We start from the raw sequence: 19,718 nt of genomic DNA, 5'->3' as shown, positions 1-19,718 counted from the left end.
ATAACATTATTTTTTTTAGTAAACAAGCGCTAGATGTTAACCCTGTTAATTAATATGATTAGTTTTTCAAAGTTCAAACTAACAAAGGTTAGTTTAGCGCTTTTTGAACCGATTGTCAACGATTATTAGCGTTATTTTTATCCGATTTAATGCCTAGGCGTGGGCAATCCTTTATTCTTTATTTGAGCTTATTAGATTTCTCAATGTTTTCAATAATTTGATCTACTCTTGCCCAAGATTCGAAAGCACGTTGCATATTTTCATGACCTATTTCCGTCAAGCGATAATACTTTCTCCGACCGCCTTGACTTTCATCTCCCCAATAGGAACTGATAATCCCCTCTTTTTCAAGACGTTTAAAAATCGTATACAAAGTAGCTTCATTAAGTTCTAACTCACCGTTTGAAGCTTCGCGCACTTGTTTAATAATGCCATATACATAATTATCACCTTGCTTTAAAACATTTAGCAAAATGACATTGGTTTGAGCCCGTAACATTTCTTTCGGTATTTCTGCCATCCGCTCTCCTTTCTTCTTTTTTCACAGTTTACATTTTACTTCATATTACTGTGTAAGTCAAGGTACTGGTTTTATTTATGTATATTCTTTTTTTTTATAATTTTTTAGCTTTTAAAAATGTTATAATATAGGGATGAAAAATTCTGGAGGAATACGATGACTGCTTCAAGTACACAGAACCTAAAACTCGCTGAGAAGGGAGTTTGGGTCTCTATTATTGCTTATATTATCCTCTCTGTTGGGCAGATTGCCTTTGCAACAATTGTTCATTCAAGTGCTTTACAAGCCAACGGTTTCAATAATTTGACCGATATTCTCGGCAATATCGCTATTCTGATTGGTTTACGTATCGCTCGTATTCCAGCAGATAGTGATCATGTATATGGCCACTGGAAAATTGAATCTATCGCTAGCTTAATCTCTAGTTTTATCATGTTCTTTGTAGGCTTTGAAGTGTTGCGCGAGACGGTAATGACTATTCTCTCTGGTGAAAATCACCCCATCGATCCGCTTGGCGCGATTGTGGGACTTATTTCAGCAGTGATTATGCTTGCGGTTTACCTCTACAATCGTGAGCTTGCTAAAAAAACAAATTCACAAGCTCTTTCTGCGGCAAGCAAGGATAATCTATCGGATGCAGTCACTTCGATTGGAACGGCGATTGCAATCGTGGCAAGCAGCATCGGCTGGGAATGGTTGGATACACTGATGGCCGTTATCATTTGCGGTTTTATTCTCAAGACTGCCTATGACATTTTTCATGAGTCTGTGTTTAGTTTGTCTGATGGCTTTGACGAAACCCTCGTAGAAGAATATAAAGAAGCCATTAATCTCGTCCCGAAAGTCAAGGGCGTAAAAATGGTCCGCGGACGTACTTATGGCAGCAATGTTTTTCTTGATGTTGTGGTTGAAATGTCACCAGACTTGAGCGTATATGAAAGCCATGAAGCCACCGAATTCATTGAAAATATGTTAATTGATGGTTTTGGAGTCTATGACGTTGATGTCCACGTCGAACCAGCTGCCTTACCCGAAGAAGAGCATTACGCCAGCCGCGCTTTAGAATTACTGGCAAAAGAAGAACAGCTGCTTAATCATCGCAATCTTGACCGATTAACGGCCAAGAATTTTCAAGAAATACTAGCTGATGGTCAACACTTGGAAGCTTTGGAAAAGTTAAACGGTCTGGACTTATCCGCTGAGCAAGTGCTTCAATCCGAAAAAAATCCGCAGGACTTACTGACAGAGCGGTCAGTAACCCCTTTATCCATCAGTAACTATAAAAGTTATCAAGTCAGTAAAAAAACCTTCATATTAACTTACGATTATTGGCAAAATGAGCAAGACTTTGTGGTCACAAGTATTTGGCGTCGTAATGACTATTGGCGCTGCCTCTATCGTCAGACTACAAAAAAAGTTACGGGGGGAGCCGATGACTAAGCAAGAACGCATCATGAGTAGCTTAACCAACCTCTTCAATAAAATCGAAGCCCATTATCGCCCGCAAATGGAGGCTGAATTTACTGACATTTCTCTTTCAGAAATTGAAGCAATAGAATATATTGCTAATAATGCGCAGCCGAATGTGACCCGTCTTGCCGACCATCTTTATATGACACGGGGCGCGGCCAGCAAAATTACCAAAAAATTATTGGATAAAGGCTACATCGCGCGTTACCAACTTCCAGATAATAAAAAAGAAATTTATTTTCAACTGACGTCAAAAGGTAAAAGCATTAACGCTCGTCACGAGGCACTCCACCAAAAATTTGCAGAAAATGATCAAGTGATCTTTGACGAACTTACTGACGAAGCGGTCAGTAACATTTTAGAATTTCTCAATAAATATAATAAGCATCTTGATTCTTCTATCCGAAAAAACATCGAAAAATAAGCCGGTCAGTAAATTAATTTTTACTGACTGCTTTTTTTTATTTATTTTTTGTTGACACGGAAACAATGTTATGATATACTATTTTTGTTTCCGAGGAAACTGTGTACAAAAGTGAAATCACAAAGTCTATAGATTTCACTTTAGCAGACGCAAGTCTGCGCAAAAAACTTCCTAAGAAATCATCATCAATCATTGTAATTGAGTTCAGACCGCTAGAAGTTTATGAAAAAGACAAAATTTTGAACCTGCCTGTTGGGCAGAACCACCAATTTTTCTAAATTTCATCACTTCAACACAGTCGGGCTCATATCTTATGGAGGTTTTGCCTATGAAAATTAATAAACACGCCCTCACTTTTGGGCTTATCACCACTTTCCTGACAGGACTTGGTTTTACAATCATCTCACCAGTCGTTCCTTTTATGGTCGCACCTTTTGCTAATGCTCATGACCAAGCTCTCATTGTTACTAGTTTAATGGCAATCTATGCTCTCTGTACTTTCTTTGCCGCTCCTGCTCTTGGTTCTTTATCAGACCGCTTTGGTCGTAAACAAGTCTTACTCTTTTCCTTAGCTGGCTCTGCTCTTGGTTATCTTATCTTTGGCTTAGCGGGTAGTCTCTGGATGCTTTTTCTCGGACGAATCATTGATGGTTTAACTGGTGGAAATATCGTGACTCTCTTTGCTTACTTCGCTGATATTACTGATGAAGAAAATCGCACGAAAGTTTTTGGTTGGACAGCCGCCGCCGTTGGTGTTGGAACAATTTCTGGCCCAACAGTTGGAGGACTTTTGGCTCATTTTGGCAATTCAGTGCCCTTTTACTTCGGTGCCCTCATCTCAATCGCCAATCTTCTTTACGGTGCATTCGTAATGAACGAGAGCTTGCCTGAAACTCATCGTACACGTAATTTTTCACTTAAACAACTCAATCCTTTCACACAACTTTTTCAGCTCTTACGCATGAAAAATCTCAACCGTCTGCTCTTTGCCGGACTCTTACTTTGGCTGCCAAATGGTGCACTCCAAGCAATTATTAGTCAATTTTCATTAGATTCTTTTGCTTGGACGCCTGTATTAATTGGCCTAGCCATCTCCATTATGGGTTTAATGGATATCTTGACTCAAATCTTTATCATGCCAAGACTTCTAAAATTAGCTAATGAAGATAAACTCATCCGTTTGGCACTAGTCTGCGAAATAATTGGTTACTTCCTTTTCGCGCTTTCTGCTTTTTCTAAAATGTGGCCCTTCTTCATTCTGGCAATGTTTATCTTTGCTTTTGGAGATAGTATTTTTGGAACTGCCTTTAACGGTAAACTTTCAAAATCAGCGACTTCTTCCGAACAAGGTAAACTTCAAGGTGGAAGTCAAGCACTTCAAGCACTTACTCGCGTGATAGGCCCTTTAATTGGTGGACAAATCTACATCAGCCTTGGTCATTTTGCTCCAGCACTCATGGGATTTATCTTTCTAATGATCGCTCTACTTGTGCTATCAAAACCAAAGTCAGATTAAAAATGAATAAAAAAATCACCTTTAAAAGGTGATTTTTTATTCATTATAATTCTTCAGAAATTTTGGCAATAGCTTGTTCGACATCAGTCTTTTGGCTATCAATCAAAGCAACACGTGCTGTGATTTGCTTGATTGCCATTTCGATTGAACGTTTCAAGCCTTGATTTTCTAATTTAGGCTCAAAGAAGGCTTTATATTCTGCTAATTTATCAGCAGTTTTAAAAGTATTTCCTGGATAGATAACAAATTTATCATAACTCATATCTCCACCCAATTTTTCTTCAAGGAAAGCCCAGTTTGCTTTTTCCCAAGCCCAAGCAGCATCTTGTGAAAAATCATTGCGCAAAAGGTAGAACCAAGAGAAAGCAATATCTTGTGGCTTCACAATATCCGCATCTTTGAAGCTTTCAAGCAATTCAGCAATGACTTTTTCGTCTTTGATTAATGCGACAGCCCCTTCAAGCTCACGTTTAAATTCTTGCAAGCTCGTTTTAACATAAGTTTCACGATAAGTCTTAACCAATTCAGCAGAATTTGTCGTCTTAATTTCATTATTTAAAACAATTGGACGAATGTCAGCCGGAATTCCTGCCAGATTTTCTTTATGTGCTGCAAAGATTTGACTGGCTTTTGCTTTGGCATCTGCATTCTCAGCATACAAAGTTTTACTCAAAACAATTCCACGAAGACTCTCATCACCAGCAGATTCACCAGCAACTTTATCCCAGCCTAAGCGAGCATAGTTTTTAGCGAAAAGTTTTCCTACCAAGCTTTGGAAAGCTTTTTCAGTTTCTGAATCTTCATCAACAAAAAGTTCCAATTCGCTAATGAGTTGACTCAAACCAGTATTGACAAGGTAAGATTCTTCATTGGTAAATGCTGGCAAGATATTTACGACGTCCGCATAAGAAATGACACCTGCTTTAGCCAATAATTTACGATCTTGCAAGAGTTGGAATTTAGTGACATTCTCCAAAGTCTCAACTTCTGAGAGGAGGTCTGTCAACAATTGTCCTTTGTAATCAATAATGTAATGAGCCATATTTGCATCATTCAAAAAGAGGGCTTTACCATTATTTTTTGCTTTCAAAGCAGCAAAACCTGGAATTTCAACTTTTTCAGAAGAAAGTAAGTCTGGCAATCCTGACCAATTTGTATTCAAAGGAACATTCCACAAACGTCCTTTATCAGCACCCTCACCAACGAAGAATTGTTTTTGACTCAAAACTAAAGTATCATCAATGACTTCGGCAGTAACGACAGGGTAGCCTGGTTGGTTAACCCATGAATGCATAAATGCTGCCACATCTTTTCCAGAGACTTCAGCCAAGGCATCCCAAAGATTATCTCCGACTGTATTGCCGTATTGGTGGCGTTTGAAGTAAAGGGCCAAACCAGCAGCAAAATCTTCATCGCCAAGCCATTTACGAAGCATCACCATCAAACGTGAACCTTTGGCATAAACGATTGCTGGGTCAAAGAGTGTTCCAATTTCATCTGGGTGAGTCACTTCAACGTGGACAGATTGGACGCCATCAGTTGCATCACGATTCAGTGCCATATTGGCTTCTGAGATTGAGAAGGATTCCCAAACGTTCCAACTTGGTTCCAAAGCATCTATACAGACATATTCCATGTTGTTAGCAAATGATTCATTAAGCCAGAGGTCATCCCACCATTGCATCGTGACTAAGTCACCGAACCATTGGTGTGCCAATTCGTGTGCAATAACGGTTGCGACATATTGTTTGCTTTGAATGGTTGCATTTTCAGGGTCAACCAACATACAAACTTCACGATAAGTGATACAGCCCCAGTTTTCCATTGCTCCTGCCGAAAAGTCAGGTAAGGCAATGTGCCAACTGTGTGGGAGTGGATACGGCGTTTTATAGTAATCTTCATAAAATTCAATGGAACGAATAGCAATATCAAGCGGGAAATCAAGCGCAGCTTCACTATGAGCTTTCGTTGCAAAAGCACCTACTTCAACACCAGATTTTGTTTTTCCTTTTTTAAATTGAAGTTCACCAAATACAAAAGCCAAAAGGTAAGAACTCATTTTGACAGTACGTTCAAAAACGTGAATTCCATTAATATTCAAGAGTTCTGGCATGTTTGAAACAATGATGTCGCCTTCTTCTTCATCAAATTTTACTGACAAATCAAAGGTTGCTTTTGCTTCTGGTTCATCAATAGAAGGAAAGGCTTGACGAGCAAAGTGGCTTTCAAATTGTGTACCAATGAGCATTTTCTTTTCACCATTGACTTCATAGTATGAAGGGTAAATTCCCATCATGTTGTCAGTCAATTCAGCTTCATATTCAAATGAAACCGTCACGCGCCCTGTTTCACCAATTTTAACAACGATTTCTTCATCTTCTTCATTTTCAATGAAGTTTGTATCGACACTAAAAGCACGAACTTTATTAAAGTGTAACCCTTTGGCATGAAAGGCAATAACACTATCTTTTGCTTCCCCAGTAATTGCCACTTGACCCTTTATTTTCTTGGTTTTACGGTCAATATCGAGGAAAATTTTATAATTTTCTGGTACAAAAGCTTCTATTAAACGTTTTACAGCCATATCTTCTCCTATACCACTGTCCTTTTCAAAATTGCAAAAATGATGTCAGGCAAGGCCAATCATGATTTTTCACTTTTTATCCTGAACAGTGGTCCTAATTTTTCATTATTAATATAATTATAGCAAATTGATTAGAAAATTTCGAGTACTAGCAAATATTATAGATTTTTTATGAAAACACAAAAAGAACTGTCTTCTGACAGCTCTGTCATTAACTTATTGGGCCGCATCGAGCGCAGCTTGATAATTAGGCTCCTCTGAGGTTTCTTTCAAGATTTCATGATAAACAATCTCACCCGCTTTAATCACAAAGACAGCTCGAGCTAGGCGTCCTTTGAGGGGACCTGTTTCCATCAGTAGACCGTAAGCTCGGCCGAACGACCCATCATCGGATAAAATCGTCATATCTACACCTTCAGCGGCACACCATTGACGTTGCTCTTGCGCACTATTATTTGAAATACTCAAAAAATCAAATTCTGGGTGGTGGGCTGCTTCTTGATTAAAATGTTTTGTTTGTAAGGAACATACTCTTGTGTTAATGTTAGGGAAAACACTTATCAGGACTGTTTTTTTCAGCTCAGACAGGCGAATTTCATTTCCTTTGAGGTCAAGAAGTGTAAAATCAGGAGCAGCTCCGCTCGTCACTGGCTTTAATTCTGCTGCCTTTTCACCATGTACAAAAATTTCAAAATCCATTCTTTAGCTCCTTAGTTATTGAGATAATTTAATTTTAACACAGTCACAGACAGCTGGCCTTACTTCATGCTTTATTTTCTTGAAAACCATAAGAAGCACGAGAAGAGAGTGCGGGAATTTTACCTGTTTTAACAAAACGATATTCTATATTTTTAATTTTAATTGTATTTTTCATCGAACGTACCTCGTTTCTTTTTTCTAAAAAAAGTATAACAAGGAAAGCTTTACAAAAACTTAGCAGATACTCAACTTAAGCTTAACAAGTACCTCCTAAAATGTTCATCAGCCATCCACTGACGGAGCGGTCAGTACATTTACTTTGGCTTATTTTGCTATAATGAACCTATGAAAAATTTTACGTTTACTGTGACTTTGATGGAGCACAGTATAAAAATTGAACTGCCAAGCGGCGCTACTCTAAGTCTTCTTGATCAAAAACACACGCGCTTTGATTTAGAGGATAATGAGCTGTTTTTACTCGTTAAAATGGGTCAGATCAGAGTCATTGCAGCTGACTTGACCCTTCTTCCTCAATTAGAATTTGACCGAGTGGTCAGATGGAATACCACGGCCTATGATTTACCCCTTGCCGTGCTCACGCAGCACTTGGTTAATCTTGCTGAAGAGGCTGGGCTTAGCTTACGCGCTAAACCAGAACCAGTCAAAATTCCTAAAAATCTCGTGAGCAGCTGTAACAAAGCCACTGATGAGCTTTTAGAAGTCTTAAATACATTTGGGATTAAGCTGGAAAAGAAAAAATTCAGCTCAGCAAAAGCACAACACCGTTGGAATAAGTCCTTAGCTAATATAGAATTTTTCGTCAAGCGCACCGATAGCCAAGCAACGGTTGTTTGGCAGAAATCTAATCAGCTTGTGATCAAAGCTGGGGCAAAACTGGCCCCCACCGGCGGACTTAAAGCAGATGGAACACCAGGGCTTGCCTATCGTTTCACCCAAACCTTGCGCGAAGAACAACAAGCAAGCTGGGACCCCAACCTTTTTATCACTACAGAAGATATCATCCTGCGCTCAGTCAATGAAGTCGGGCATTTTCTTTACTTTGCTGGAACGAATAGTTGGCTGGAGCTCATCGATAATAAAGGGCGAACTCTCCACGAATGGGCTGCTGTGTAAAAAAGAGAAGTTACATCTTCTCTCTTCATTCAAAAAAAGTTACTGACCAACTGGTCAGTAACTTTTTTTACTTATTTCATTAATTCGTCGTAGAGTTGTCCGAGATTACCAGTGAAGTCTAACTGCTCCTCACCAATCCAAACTTCCGCAACTTCGATTTCATCTGCCATCGCATTAAAATCGCTCTGCTGAAGCGCTAGAAAATCATTAACACCATCAAACGTTTCAGTAAAGGTCATACCGTTGAGTAATTTCCCGGTTAATTTCATCATTTGTTCTCTCCTTGGTTTAAAGCTCTTCAAAAACGAGACTCGGTTTTGCATTTAAATCTAATCCTGCTTGAACATTTTCCAAACCCTTTTTCCATTCAATATATGCCGCTGCTGCAATCATTCCAGCGTTGTCACCACAAAGTCTTAAAGGAGGAATAATTAACTTTTCGTCAGTAATTTCTGCTGACAAACGTTCGCGTAAGCCTTGATTTGCTGATACTCCACCGCCAATTATGAGCGTTTTTACTGGATATTTTTCCATGGCTAATTTGGTTTTGGCCATCAAGACATCAACGACCGCAGCTTGAAAGGAAGCCGCTAAATTTTCTAAATCATTGGCTACAACATCATTACCTTTTTGATTTTCGTTATGCACAAGATTGATAAAGGCTGATTTTAAGCCAGAAAAGCTAAATTCTACTTCGTGGGTGTTCATCATTGCGCGTGGGAAATTGTAAGTATCAGCTCCTTTATGTGCTAATTCATCAATGACTTTTCCACTCGGATAAGTCAAGCCCATCACTCGACCCACTTTGTCATAAGCTTCTCCGGCAGCATCGTCACGCGTTTCACCAACTTTTTTATAGCTTCCTTCTTTTTCGACGTAAACAAGTTCAGAATGTCCCCCTGAAACCAAAAGGGCCATAGCTGGATACTCAATGGTATCCACTAAACTTGCAGCCATCAAATGACCGGCCATGTGATTGACTGGAATCAAAGGCAGATGATTTGCCCATGCAAACGCTTTCGCGGCCATAATTCCAACTAACAAGGCGCCGTTTAAGCCTGGACCTTCAGTCACCGCAACGGCCGTCAGTTGATCAGCCGAAATTTCCGCTTCTTCAAGAGCTGCTTCAATACATACAGTAATTTGTTCGACGTGATGACGGCTGGCAATTTCTGGCACAACTCCACCAAAACGTTTATGACTATTGATTTGACTGGCAATGATATTACATAATAATTCATTTCCATTCTTTAAAATTGCCACTGAAGTCTCATCACATGAAGTTTCAAAGGCTAATATATAATTATCTTTCATTTTTAAAATTGCTCTTTTCTCATTAACAAAGCATCTTCAAGAGGTTTGTCATAATAATTTTTTCTTGTATGATAAATCTTAAAACCAAATTTTTCATAACAGTGGCGAGCTGCATGGTTAGAGGCTCTCACTTCTAAAAATAACTGCCCTGGAAATGCTGACAGCTCTGTCAGTAACTTTGTGGCAATGCCTTGACCTTGAAATTCTGGATGTACGGCCAGATTGGTAATTTCTAGCTCATCCATCAAACGACTAAAGGCCAGCATCCCAATAAGCCGTCCGCGCTCGAAGGCTAATAAATAATGGGAAGTTGTGGCCTCTAAATCGGTCATAAGGTATTTCTCTGACCAGGGTGACTGCACATATGTCGCTTCAAGAAGCTCAAAAAGTAGGTCTGACAGCTCTGTCAGTGAATACTTGGAGCATTCTGCCGATTTAATTTCCATTTTTTAGCTTTTTAACCATCCAGATGGCATCACTTCCATCTTCATAATAGGCAGGAAGTAACTTATCTGTCGAAAAACCTTGACGGCGATAGAGGCCTTGTGCTTTTGTGTTATCTCGCCGCACTTCTAGTGTCATCTCATTTTTGCCTAGAGCTTGCATCAGTTGGACCAGTTGACCAATCAAATTTGAAGCAATTTGTTGTCCTTGAAAGGCTTTAAATACCGCCAAATTAGTAATGTGCGCATCTTGTCCGTGATGATTAATACGTGTCCCGATAAAACCTACCACACTTCCAGCAATCTCAGCCACGATAAAGAATGCTTCTTCATTTTTGACAATTTCATGCTCAAAATGTGAAAAAGTCCAAGGAATATCCCCATTATAAACATCTCGCTCTATCGCAAGTAAAGCCACAATGTCTGAGCGTTCTGCCAAACGATAATGAACACCATTCTTATCCAATTCCAACTCCACATCGGTCATTTCTAAATAGCGACGTGGGTTAAATTTTTTTCCACTAAACCCTCTGAACGTAGTCGTCAGGAGCGTTTTCATCTTTTTCATGCGTTTCCAACCATTTCTCTTCTGCCTCTACTTTTTTGAGGTAATTCGGTACAAAACTGTGTACGTTCTCGGCTTCTAACCTTTCGCCAATGCGGGCGATTTGGTAAGCTGATGGTAACTTGGTCAGGCTATCTGTCACAATTTGCGACTGATCAAATCCTGCTCGTTCAATATCTTTAATAAAATTCTCAGTTTCACCCGTAAAAATGACGCGACTAAAATCATTGACCTTCGCTGCTAAGTCTACCAAAAACTCACTAAAGACACAATGTTGATCTGCCACTATTTGCTCACCGTTTTTGTAGACAGCTGCATAGGCATTACCTCTGCGGGCATCCAAAAGGGGTACCACAAACGCCTGAGGATCTTGCCTCCGTTTAGCAATCGCCAATAAGCTTGATACTCCTACCAACTCTTTGTCTAAACTAAAAGCCAAGGTTTTCCCTACGGTTGCCGCAAGTCGCAAACCTGTGTAAGAACCTGGACCTTTTGCTACGACAATACGATCTAAAGCGGTCGGTTCAATACCAGCTTGAGCGAGTAAAAAATCAATAGAAGTCATTAAAGTCGTGCTATGATTTTTCTTTGAATTTAATGTGAGCTCACCGAGGACATTTCCATCAGCTACTAAAGCGACTGACAATGCTTTTGATGAACTGTCCAATGCTAATATATTCATACTTTACCTATTTATTTTCTCTAGAGTCTTTCCTTTTATTTTACCACGCTTGAGCAGCAACTTCCACCCACATGTCACATGTAAGCGTTACCCACCAAAAATAAAGACACAACTTCCTATTTTCAGCCATTTATGCTAAAATAATACTAATTGCAAAGCAAACACGAACTACTATGAAAGGAACGAGCCTTGGCTCGTCAATACAGAAATGATTTTTAAAGTTTTCTATCAAAAAGATAAAAGCCGTTCACCACGCCGTGAAACAACTGAGACACTCTACCTTGACCTTGATGTCGCTACTAAGGAAGAAGGAATCATCGCTGCGCGCGAACTCCTTGCAACCAAAACCCCTTATCACGTGGAATTTATCGATTCCCTCTCGGATGAAGCCGTCGAATATGAAAAAGAAACTGGCGTATTTGAAATTACAAGCTTCTAATACTGATTTAATCACAAAGAGAAGCACTTTAGATTTTTGTCAGAACTGATAAAGGTCTAAAGTGATTTTGTTGTACCCTAATATAACTGACAGAGCTGTCAGTGACTTTAACTTAACAAAAAAATTATAAATACTAAAATATATGTTGAAGAAGCCTGAAAAACTCTGAACTTTCAGTTTTTCTTCATCGCTTAGAACAGGAGAAACATGCCTAAACAACTTAAAATAAAGGCCGATGAAGTTGCCGTGTACGCTATTGGCGGGCTCGGCGAGATCGGTAAAAACACCTATGGTGTAGAATACAAAGATGAAATTGTCATCATCGATGCCGGAATCAAATTCCCAGAAGATGACTTACTTGGTGTCGATTATGTTATACCCGATTACTCTTATATCGTTGAAAACATTGACCGCATCAAGGGACTTTTCATCACGCACGGACACGAAGACCACATCGGTGGGATTCCTTTCCTTTTAAAACAAGCCAATATTCCTATCTATGCGGGTCCACTTTCCTTAGCATTGATTCGCGGAAAACTCGAAGAACATGGGCTTTTACGAGATGCTAAACTTTTTGAAATTCATCCCGATAGCGAAATTAAATTTAACCATTTAAGCCTCAGTTTCTTTAGCACAACACACTCGATTCCAGAACCTATCGCTGTTGTTGTCGACACTCCACAGGGGAAAATTGTGGCAACAGGTGACTTTAAATTTGACTTCACACCAGTTGGGGTTCCAGCAGACTTGCACCGCATGGCACAACTTGGCTCAGAAGGGGTTCTGCTATTGCTGTCTGACTCTACTAACGCTGAAATCCCAACTTTTTCACATTCTGAAAAAGTCGTCGGCGCAAGCATCATGAAAATCTTTGAACGCATTGAAGGTCGAATTATTTTCGCTTCTTTCGCCTCAAATATTTTCCGTCTCCAACAAGCCGTTGATGGTGCCGTAAAAACAGGACGTAAAATCGTCGTGTTCGGTCGTTCAATGGAAAAAGCAATCGTGAATGGTTTAGAGCTCGGTTATATTAAAGCTCCTAAAGGAACCTTTATCGAGCCAAACGAAGTCAATCAATACGCTTCACATGAACTTTTGATCATGTGTACCGGTTCGCAAGGTGAACCAATGGCTGCACTTTCAAGAATTGCCAACGGGATGCACCGCCACATTACCCTGCAAATGGGCGATACAGTGGTCTTCTCATCAAATGCTATTCCAGGTAATACCCATGGTGTTAACCAATTGATTAACAAAATTGCTGAAGCTGGCGTAGAAGTTATCTATGGTAAGATGAACAATATCCACACCTCTGGTCACGGTGGACAACAAGAACAAAAACTTATGCTCCGCTTGATTAAACCAAAATACTTTATGCCTGTTCACGGTGAATATCGAATGCTCAAAATTCACGCTGGACTTGCTCAAGATACTGGTGTTCCTAAAGAAAATTGTTTCATTCAAGAAAATGGTGACGTCCTTGCTTTGACCGCCGACAGTGCTAGATATGCTGATCATTTCCCAGCGGCTGATACTTACGTTGACGGTTCAGGAATTGGTGACGTCGGTAACGCGGTCTTGCACGATCGTCATGAACTTTCCGAAGATGGTATCGTTCTGGCCGTAGCCACAGTCGATTTTGAAAATAAAACTGTTCTTGCTGGTCCTGATATGCTTTCACGTGGATTCATCTACATGCGTGAGTCTGGTGATTTAATACGCTCTGGCCAACGTGTCCTCTTCAATGCGATTCGTGAAGCCATGTTAGAGGAAAATGCCAACGAAGCCTCCGTAGCTCGTGCCATGCGCGAAGCCTTGTCACCATTCCTTTACAAACAAACAGAACGCTCACCATTGGTTGTCCCAATGATTATGACACCTGATAAGAAGTAATAAAAGCGTATACTAGCTATCATATACGAAAGCGATGCAATGACGACCAGTCAAAAAGCCCCTTTGCTCAAAAAACTACAGAATATGCCGTTGGAATCACAGGACTGCCAGAAGCCACAATCTAGGTTTTTCTAACATTGCTGTCGGCGGAAAGCTGCTGTTCGAAAACCCACCAACGCTGAAAAAGAACTAATAGTCGATACTCCTAGCCAAAGCTAGGAGTTTTTTATACCACCATTTTGAGTATTTTTGCATTTTTCTGATTATTTTATTAATTTTACGCTATAATTGAAACAAATAGCAAACAGTAAAACTAAAATATTTAATTCGGAGGAACCATTATGAAGAAAAAATTCAAATTTATTGTCGGAATCCTCTCACTTTTAAGCGTCACACTAATCTTCAGTCCTAAAAATTTCAACTTAAAAAAACCTTTTTCACCACCACCTGTTTCTGCTGCAACAGATGACGAAAAAGAGTTGCCTGTCACTGAAGAAGATACTCGTGGTTTTGTAACCCCAAATTTAGAGTCCGAACCTCTTAGTAATGCAAATATTATCTACGGCTCAACAAAAGGCTCTGAATCTTCAACTAATGCTACTGACACCAAAGCTTCAGCTAAGCAAACGGCGCTTGTCACATTGGCATACGCACAACTAGGAAAGCCCTATTATTATGGGGCAACTGGAAGCGATAGATTTGATTGTTCTAGTTTAGTTCAATATGTCTATAAAAATGCAATTAACATGAGCTTACCTCGAACAACAACAGAACAAGAAAAACAAGGAACGGAAGTATCATTAGGTAGTTTAAAAGTTGGAGATTTATTGTTTTGGGGCACAAAGGGCAATAGCCAACACGTTGGTATCTATATTGGTAACGGACAATATATCCACGCCTCATCTGGTTATGGAAAAGTAGTTATTGGCTCAAGAACAATGTACAACCCGCAATTTGCTCGTCGCGTACTCAGTGCTGCGGATCTCAAGGACGAGGAACCACCTTCAACTGTAGGTCAAGCTAGTAACGAAAGGTACATCTTTAGACTGTATAATCCAAACTCTGGACTTCATCACTACACTTCCTCAGTATATGAAGCGACTCAACTGAAAATTGCAGGATGGACCTATGAGCGAGTTGGTTGGGTTGCTCCAACAACAGGAACAGCTGTCTATCGCCTCTACAATCCAAACAATGGTTTACACCACTATACCACAAGTACCTATGAACGAGATAGCTTAGTCAAAGCTGGCTGGAAAAACGAAGGAACAGCATGGATGTCTGGCGGAAGCGTAGCAGACTATCGACTTTACAATCCAAACTCTGGCGAACATCACTACACAACGAGTGCTGCCGAAAAAAACAACTTGGTAAAAGTAGGATGGAACTATGAAAATATTGGTTGGTATGCGGTTAGAACTTTTTAGGAGGTTTAACAATGAAAAAATCAGTTATACTAGTTTTTCTAGTTATCTTTTGTGTGACACTTTCATTTAATATCCAGACAACAGTAGCCCAAACTAGTCCCTCAACAACAAGAGTACCAATTTTGCGTCTCTACAATCCGAATTCAGGCGAACATCTCTTCACAATGCGCGGAGCTGAAGTCGAAGTATTATGTCATATTGGTTGGAGGTACGAGGGTTCTGCTTGGGAAGTCCCAAAACCTCCAAGTGCTGATTGGTATCCAAATCCCGAAAAATATCGTACTGTTTACCGTATCTACAACTCTATCGCTGGCGAGCATTTCTACACCTCCTCCCTCTATGAAAAAAATTCTGTGTTAAAACATTCTGGTTGGCTTGATGATGGAGATTTCTTTTGGTTCCCAACCGTTACTAAAGGCGGATCACCCGTTTATCGGCTCTACAATCCCAATGCGACAGTGGGTAGCCATCATTACACCATGAGCGCTTTTGAGCGTGATAACTTAGTTAAGCTGGGCTGGCACTACGAAGGTGTCGCGTGGAAAGCCTATCCTTACCCTCTTCTACAAGACTAAAAAACACCAGCTTTGAGCTGGTGTTTTCAATTTCATCAATTATTCAGAAAGCGCTTGGTAAGCTTTGGAAAACTGTTTGTGCAGGTTTTCCTTTTCTGCTTGACCAATGAAGGCCCCATCAATCGCATAATGATTGATTTTTTCAAAATCAGCAAGTCCAAAGTCAGGGTACCATTTAGAAATCTTTTCATATTCCTTTTGCAATGTTGTGGCTGAAACCGTCCGATTGTCGGTGTTGAGCGTGACATGTAGTCCTTTATCATAAAAATCTTTAAAAGGATATGCAGCAACAGTTTCTACTGCCTTGGTTTGAAAATTGCTGGTCGGAGCCATTTCTAGCACAATACGGCGTTCAACCATCATGGTTTGTTGATTCTGCGATAGATTCTTCGTCATGATTCCATGACCAATCCGTGTGGCTCCCATCTCCACAGCATCCAGTACATTTTGCTCACAGTTCGGGCATTCACCTGCATGCAAAGTGACATGAACTCCTCTCATGGTGATTTCACCAAGTAGAGTAGCAAACTTTTCTTGTGGATAATTAAGCTCATCACCAGCCATATCAAAACCAACTAAATGTTCATCAGTAATTTTATCAAATAAGAGGGGAAGTTTGGAAAGTTTCTCAATAGGTTCTTGTTTGAGCCCGCAGACCAGTGCATTTGCCCTAATATCAAAATCATTTTCTGCCCGTGCCAAACCCGCAATCACGGCTTCGACAGCTTCTTCTAGCGTCAGGTTCTCTTGGAGGTGTTGACTTGGCGCAAAACGTATTTCAATATACTTTACATTATCTTTAGCTGCCTCTTGAACGACATCGTAAGCTGCTAGCTCTAGGTTCTTATAGGTTTGTAACAGTGGCAGGACAAAGTCAAAGCGAGCGAGATATTCTAATAAATTTCGAGTATTTTCTGGTGCCTGTGCTTTTTTCAAAATTTCCTCATCAGTCAGTTCTAGGTTTATCCCAGCATTTTTCGCCAAGTCCTTAATACAAGCAAGACTTAATGAGCCGTCTAAATGGCAATGAAGTTCAACCTTTGGCATTTGAGCAATAATTTTTGAATTGAGCACGATTTTCCCCTTTTCTATGTTTTCCCAGTATTTCTTCACATTATAAAAGATTTCGAGCCAGAGACTCGAATTTCCTTCAAAATGTATTTTTACTATTCTACGACTTTTTTATCTAAAATGCAACGATTCTGCGATATTTTTTTATTCCCTTGTGGATAACAAAATCTTTTGCTGAGTTGAGCCTTTTTTTCTCAATTATCCCCAAAATAGTGTGCTTTATACACAGGTTTTGGGGAAAAGTAGAGGTAAATGTGGATAAGATACGTCTAAGTCGTAATAAAAAAGACTATTTTTTTATGAAATAGACTTTTTCAAGCATAAAATTCCTCGGCATTTTCCACAGCGATATTTTTTAATATCAATTTTCCTTTGACGCTGATAGAGTTGCTGACAACTCTGACAGCAATAAATATAACGGGTTGACCTTTTAGCAACAGAGGGAGCATAACGCAAACCGCCTACTTCTGCCAAAAGTTTCTTAAAATCGGCATCCCGGTGTTGATAACCTTTTTTTGCTCGATAAAGATGATAGTGGGTAAGCTCATGCAAAATTACTCCATCGAATTCGGTTAGTGCTGCCATTTTTGGATTAAAATCAAGATGTAAATCTTTTGGGAAAAAACGTCCTCCTGTCGTTCGTAGACGTTGATTCCAAAATGCTTCATGGATGAAAGGCTGCTTAAAATAAAGAAGCGAAAGTTGCCGTACTTTTTCTGTTAATTCCTGATTGCTAAGCATTTCTCTCCTTTTCCATGACCGGCTGATGCTCTGGTCGAAATTTTTATGCTTCCTTTTCCCGAGGATTGACTAAAGTCAAATTAATTTTACCACGTTGTAAATCAAGCGATTTAACCCAAACCGTTACGATTTGCCCAACTGCTACTACATCACTCGGATTTTTTACGAATTGTTTGCTTAAATCAGAAACATGAGCTAAACCATCATTTTTGATACCGATATCAATAAAAGCACCAAAATCAACCACATTACGGACCACACCTTCTAGTTGCTGACCAATGCGTAAGTCACCTGCAGACAAGACATCTTGACGCAAAATCGGTGCATCAAAACTATCCCGCAAATCGCGACCAGGCTTTTGTAAATCACTGATGATATCTTGGAGCGTTTCCTTTCCGACACCAAGTTTAGGGGCCATTTCAGACACATTGACAGCTGACAGCGCCGTCAGTAAATCTTCATCTGTTTTATCAGCTCCGATCTCGACTAAAAGCTGTTTGGCAACAGCGTAAGATTCTGGGTGAACCCCAGTGTTGTCAAGGAAATTTTTACCTTCTGGAATTCTTAAGAAACCTGCCGCTTGTTCAAATGCTTTGGCTCCCAAACGTGGGACTTTTTTTAGTTCCGCTCTTGTTTTGAGTGCGCCATTTTCTTCACGATATTTGACTACATTCTGTGCCAAAGTCTTATTAAGGCCGGCTACATGTGAAAGCAAACTAGGACTGGCTGTATTGACATTCACACCAACTTGGTTAACGACGGTTTCCACGACAAAATCGAGATTTTCTGTTAATTTTTTCTCAGAAACGTCATGTTGATATTGACCAACACCAATAGCTTTTGGTTCGATTTTTACAAGTTCAGCCAGTGGATCTTGCAAACGGCGCGCAATCGAAATTGCTGAACGTTTTTCAACAGTCAATTCTGGAAATTCTTCACGTGCCAACTCACTCGCTGAATAAACAGAGGCTCCCGATTCACTGACAATCACATAATAAACATCAGAAAAATTATTTTCCTTGAGCACTTCTGCAACAAAACTTTCAGATTCGCGACTGGCCGTTCCATTCCCAATCGCAATCATATTCACACCATATTCTCGAATGAATTTTGCTAAATCTTTTTTCGCTTGAGCAATTTGACCTGCATTTGCTGGCTTCACAGGATAAATGACCGTTGTCATCAATAATTTACCCGTTTCATCAACAATAGCAAGTTTCGCTCCAGTACGGTAAGCAGGGTCAAATCCCATGACTACACGGCCTTTAAGTGGAGCCACCAACAACAGATTTTTCAAATTTTCGCCAAAAACTTCGATGGCCGCAAGCTCCGCCTTTTCAGACAATTCGTTACGCACCGTCCGCTCCATGGCAGGAATCAGTTTTTTCTTGACTGCTTCTTTTATAGCTTGTTGCATCGCTTGGTTGTTTTGAGCGGCAAAACGAGCCGCAAAATAACGCAAGATTTTGTCTTCATTATGTTCAAATTTTACCGTAAGAATTCCTAGCTTTTCTCCCCGATTAAGCGCAAGCACCCGATAGTTAGGAAGTTCTGAAACTTTTTCAGAAAAATCATAGTACATTTGGAAAACTTGTTTCTCATCCACCGCCTCTTTTTTCAGGTGACTCGTCAGTAAACTATTTTGTTTAATCTCACCTGTCAACCAACTGCGTAAACGTGCATCCTCAGAGATTGCTTCCGCTAAAATATCAATAGCCCCTTCAATAGCTTTGTCCACGCTGACCACCTGGTCAGTAACAAATGCTTCTGCCTCTTTTTCAAGATGGGCTGTATTTTTAACAATCAATTGAGCCAAGGGGAAAAGACCATTTTCCTTGGCAATTGTAGCTTTTGTACGCCGTTTTTCCTTATAAGGTAAGTACAAATCTTCCACCTCTGCTAACTTTTCAGCAGCTAAGATTTGACTTTTGAGCGCCTCTGTCAGTTTACCAGAAGCCTCGATTTTAGACAGGACCGCCGTTTTACGTTCTGACAGCTTGGTCAGCTGGCTATTTTCATCGATGATGCGTTTGATTTCCACCTCATCTAGCGATCCCGTTGCTTCCTTACGGTAGCGTGCAATGAAAGGGACAGTGTTTCCCTCTGCAGTTAATTCTAATACTTTTTCAACTTGCGAATGTTTGATTTTCAACATTTCAGCAATTTTTTTAACATTATCCATCTCTCTATTTTAACATTTTTATAAGCAGAACCTCCTGTA

The 19,718-nt window shown here is 39.9% G+C and carries 19 protein-coding genes; 8 read left to right on the top strand and 11 right to left on the bottom strand.

The window, feature by feature from the left end; translation table 11 throughout:
• Nucleotides 1-178 precede the first annotated feature (178 nt).
• A complete protein-coding gene (locus tag JW886_RS02490) occupies nucleotides 179-520 on the bottom strand; it encodes a PadR family transcriptional regulator (protein WP_075524863.1) in 342 nt (113 codons plus the stop codon).
• A gap of 156 nt (nucleotides 521-676) precedes the next feature.
• On the opposite strand from JW886_RS02490, the gene JW886_RS02485 reads away from it, so the two are divergent.
• The 3 genes from JW886_RS02485 (at nucleotide 677) to JW886_RS02475 (ending at nucleotide 3,930) form a co-directional block, all read left to right on the top strand.
• Nucleotides 677-1,960 (top strand): cation diffusion facilitator family transporter, encoded by a 1,284-nt coding sequence (locus tag JW886_RS02485; protein ID WP_205872232.1) that lies wholly within the window; start codon nucleotides 677-679, stop codon nucleotides 1,958-1,960.
• Complete coding sequence (locus JW886_RS02480) at nucleotides 1,953-2,414, top strand: MarR family transcriptional regulator (RefSeq protein ID WP_205872231.1); 462 nt, start codon at nucleotides 1,953-1,955, stop codon at nucleotides 2,412-2,414. The genes JW886_RS02485 and JW886_RS02480 overlap by 8 nt, the downstream gene beginning before the upstream one ends.
• 328 nt (nucleotides 2,415-2,742) lie before the next feature.
• The gene (locus JW886_RS02475) at nucleotides 2,743-3,930 is read left to right on the top strand and encodes an MFS transporter (RefSeq protein ID WP_205872230.1); all 1,188 of its coding nucleotides are present in this window, start codon (nucleotides 2,743-2,745) and stop codon (nucleotides 3,928-3,930) included.
• Nucleotides 3,931-3,973: 43 nt separating this feature from the next.
• Here JW886_RS02475 and JW886_RS02470 read toward each other — a convergent pair whose 3' ends face one another.
• Nucleotides 3,974-6,514 (bottom strand): M1 family metallopeptidase, encoded by a 2,541-nt coding sequence (locus tag JW886_RS02470; RefSeq protein WP_205872229.1) that lies wholly within the window; start codon nucleotides 6,512-6,514, stop codon nucleotides 3,974-3,976.
• 216 nt (nucleotides 6,515-6,730) lie between these two features.
• Nucleotides 6,731-7,213 carry a thiol peroxidase gene (locus JW886_RS02465; protein ID WP_205872228.1) on the bottom strand — a complete coding sequence of 161 codons (483 nt, stop codon included), beginning with the start codon at nucleotides 7,211-7,213 and terminating at the stop codon, nucleotides 6,731-6,733.
• Nucleotides 7,214-7,558: 345 nt separating this feature from the next.
• On the opposite strand from JW886_RS02465, the gene JW886_RS02460 reads away from it, so the two are divergent.
• The gene (locus JW886_RS02460; protein WP_205872227.1) at nucleotides 7,559-8,347 is read left to right on the top strand and encodes a hypothetical protein; all 789 of its coding nucleotides are present in this window, start codon (nucleotides 7,559-7,561) and stop codon (nucleotides 8,345-8,347) included.
• 71 nt (nucleotides 8,348-8,418) lie between these two features.
• On the opposite strand, the gene JW886_RS02455 is transcribed toward JW886_RS02460, so the two are convergent.
• From JW886_RS02455 to tsaB, 5 genes are read right to left on the bottom strand one after another with little or no spacing between them, the layout of a single operon-like run.
• Nucleotides 8,419-8,619 (bottom strand): DUF4649 domain-containing protein, encoded by a 201-nt coding sequence (locus JW886_RS02455; RefSeq protein ID WP_075524870.1) that lies wholly within the window; start codon nucleotides 8,617-8,619, stop codon nucleotides 8,419-8,421.
• Nucleotides 8,620-8,635: 16 nt separating this feature from the next.
• Nucleotides 8,636-9,661 carry a tRNA (adenosine(37)-N6)-threonylcarbamoyltransferase complex transferase subunit TsaD gene (tsaD, locus tag JW886_RS02450; protein WP_205872226.1) on the bottom strand — a complete coding sequence of 342 codons (1,026 nt, stop codon included), beginning with the start codon at nucleotides 9,659-9,661 and terminating at the stop codon, nucleotides 8,636-8,638.
• Between the two features lie 2 nt (nucleotides 9,662-9,663).
• Nucleotides 9,664-10,107 (bottom strand): ribosomal protein S18-alanine N-acetyltransferase, encoded by a 444-nt coding sequence (gene rimI / locus JW886_RS02445; protein ID WP_205872225.1) that lies wholly within the window; start codon nucleotides 10,105-10,107, stop codon nucleotides 9,664-9,666.
• Nucleotides 10,097-10,672 carry a ribosomal protein S18-alanine N-acetyltransferase gene (gene rimI / locus JW886_RS02440; protein WP_075524873.1) on the bottom strand — a complete coding sequence of 192 codons (576 nt, stop codon included), beginning with the start codon at nucleotides 10,670-10,672 and terminating at the stop codon, nucleotides 10,097-10,099. Before rimI (JW886_RS02440) ends, rimI (JW886_RS02445) begins: the two co-directional genes overlap by 11 nt.
• Nucleotides 10,626-11,351: a tRNA (adenosine(37)-N6)-threonylcarbamoyltransferase complex dimerization subunit type 1 TsaB gene (tsaB, locus tag JW886_RS02435; RefSeq protein ID WP_205872224.1), complete on the bottom strand. Its 726-nt coding sequence runs from the start codon at nucleotides 11,349-11,351 to the stop codon at nucleotides 10,626-10,628. Before tsaB ends, rimI (JW886_RS02440) begins: the two co-directional genes overlap by 47 nt.
• A gap of 208 nt (nucleotides 11,352-11,559) precedes the next feature.
• Here tsaB and JW886_RS02430 point away from each other — a divergent pair, with 208 nt between their 5' ends.
• The 4 genes from JW886_RS02430 (at nucleotide 11,560) to JW886_RS02415 (ending at nucleotide 15,685) form a co-directional block, all read left to right on the top strand.
• Nucleotides 11,560-11,790, top strand: coding sequence for an RNA polymerase epsilon subunit (locus JW886_RS02430; protein ID WP_075524875.1), 231 nt, complete (start codon nucleotides 11,560-11,562; stop codon nucleotides 11,788-11,790).
• A 207-nt stretch (nucleotides 11,791-11,997) separates the two neighbouring features.
• Nucleotides 11,998-13,683: a ribonuclease J1 gene (gene rnjA, locus JW886_RS02425; RefSeq protein ID WP_205872223.1), complete on the top strand. Its 1,686-nt coding sequence runs from the start codon at nucleotides 11,998-12,000 to the stop codon at nucleotides 13,681-13,683.
• A 341-nt stretch (nucleotides 13,684-14,024) separates the two neighbouring features.
• On the top strand, nucleotides 14,025-15,110 hold the full coding sequence (locus JW886_RS02420; RefSeq protein ID WP_205872222.1) for an NlpC/P60 family protein: 1,086 nt from the start codon (nucleotides 14,025-14,027) through the stop codon (nucleotides 15,108-15,110).
• Nucleotides 15,111-15,121: 11 nt separating this feature from the next.
• Entirely contained in the window at nucleotides 15,122-15,685 is a 564-nt protein-coding gene (locus JW886_RS02415; protein WP_205872221.1) for a hypothetical protein, read from the top strand.
• A 39-nt stretch (nucleotides 15,686-15,724) separates the two neighbouring features.
• Here the strand turns inward: JW886_RS02415 and add are convergent, their stop codons facing one another.
• The 3 genes from add to JW886_RS02400 form a co-directional block, all read right to left on the bottom strand.
• A complete protein-coding gene (gene add, locus JW886_RS02410) occupies nucleotides 15,725-16,759 on the bottom strand; it encodes an adenosine deaminase (RefSeq protein ID WP_205872220.1) in 1,035 nt (344 codons plus the stop codon).
• 294 nt (nucleotides 16,760-17,053) lie between these two features.
• On the bottom strand, nucleotides 17,054-17,497 hold the full coding sequence (locus JW886_RS02405; protein WP_205872219.1) for a SprT family protein: 444 nt from the start codon (nucleotides 17,495-17,497) through the stop codon (nucleotides 17,054-17,056).
• A 43-nt stretch (nucleotides 17,498-17,540) separates the two neighbouring features.
• Nucleotides 17,541-19,679, bottom strand: coding sequence for a Tex family protein (locus JW886_RS02400; RefSeq protein ID WP_205872218.1), 2,139 nt, complete (start codon nucleotides 19,677-19,679; stop codon nucleotides 17,541-17,543).
• Between the last annotated feature and the right edge of the window lie 39 nt (nucleotides 19,680-19,718).

This window comes from Lactococcus taiwanensis (assembly GCF_017068355.1).
GTDB lineage: Bacteria > Bacillota > Bacilli > Lactobacillales > Streptococcaceae > Lactococcus > Lactococcus taiwanensis.
This window is presented reverse-complemented; position numbering and strand designations above follow the sequence as displayed.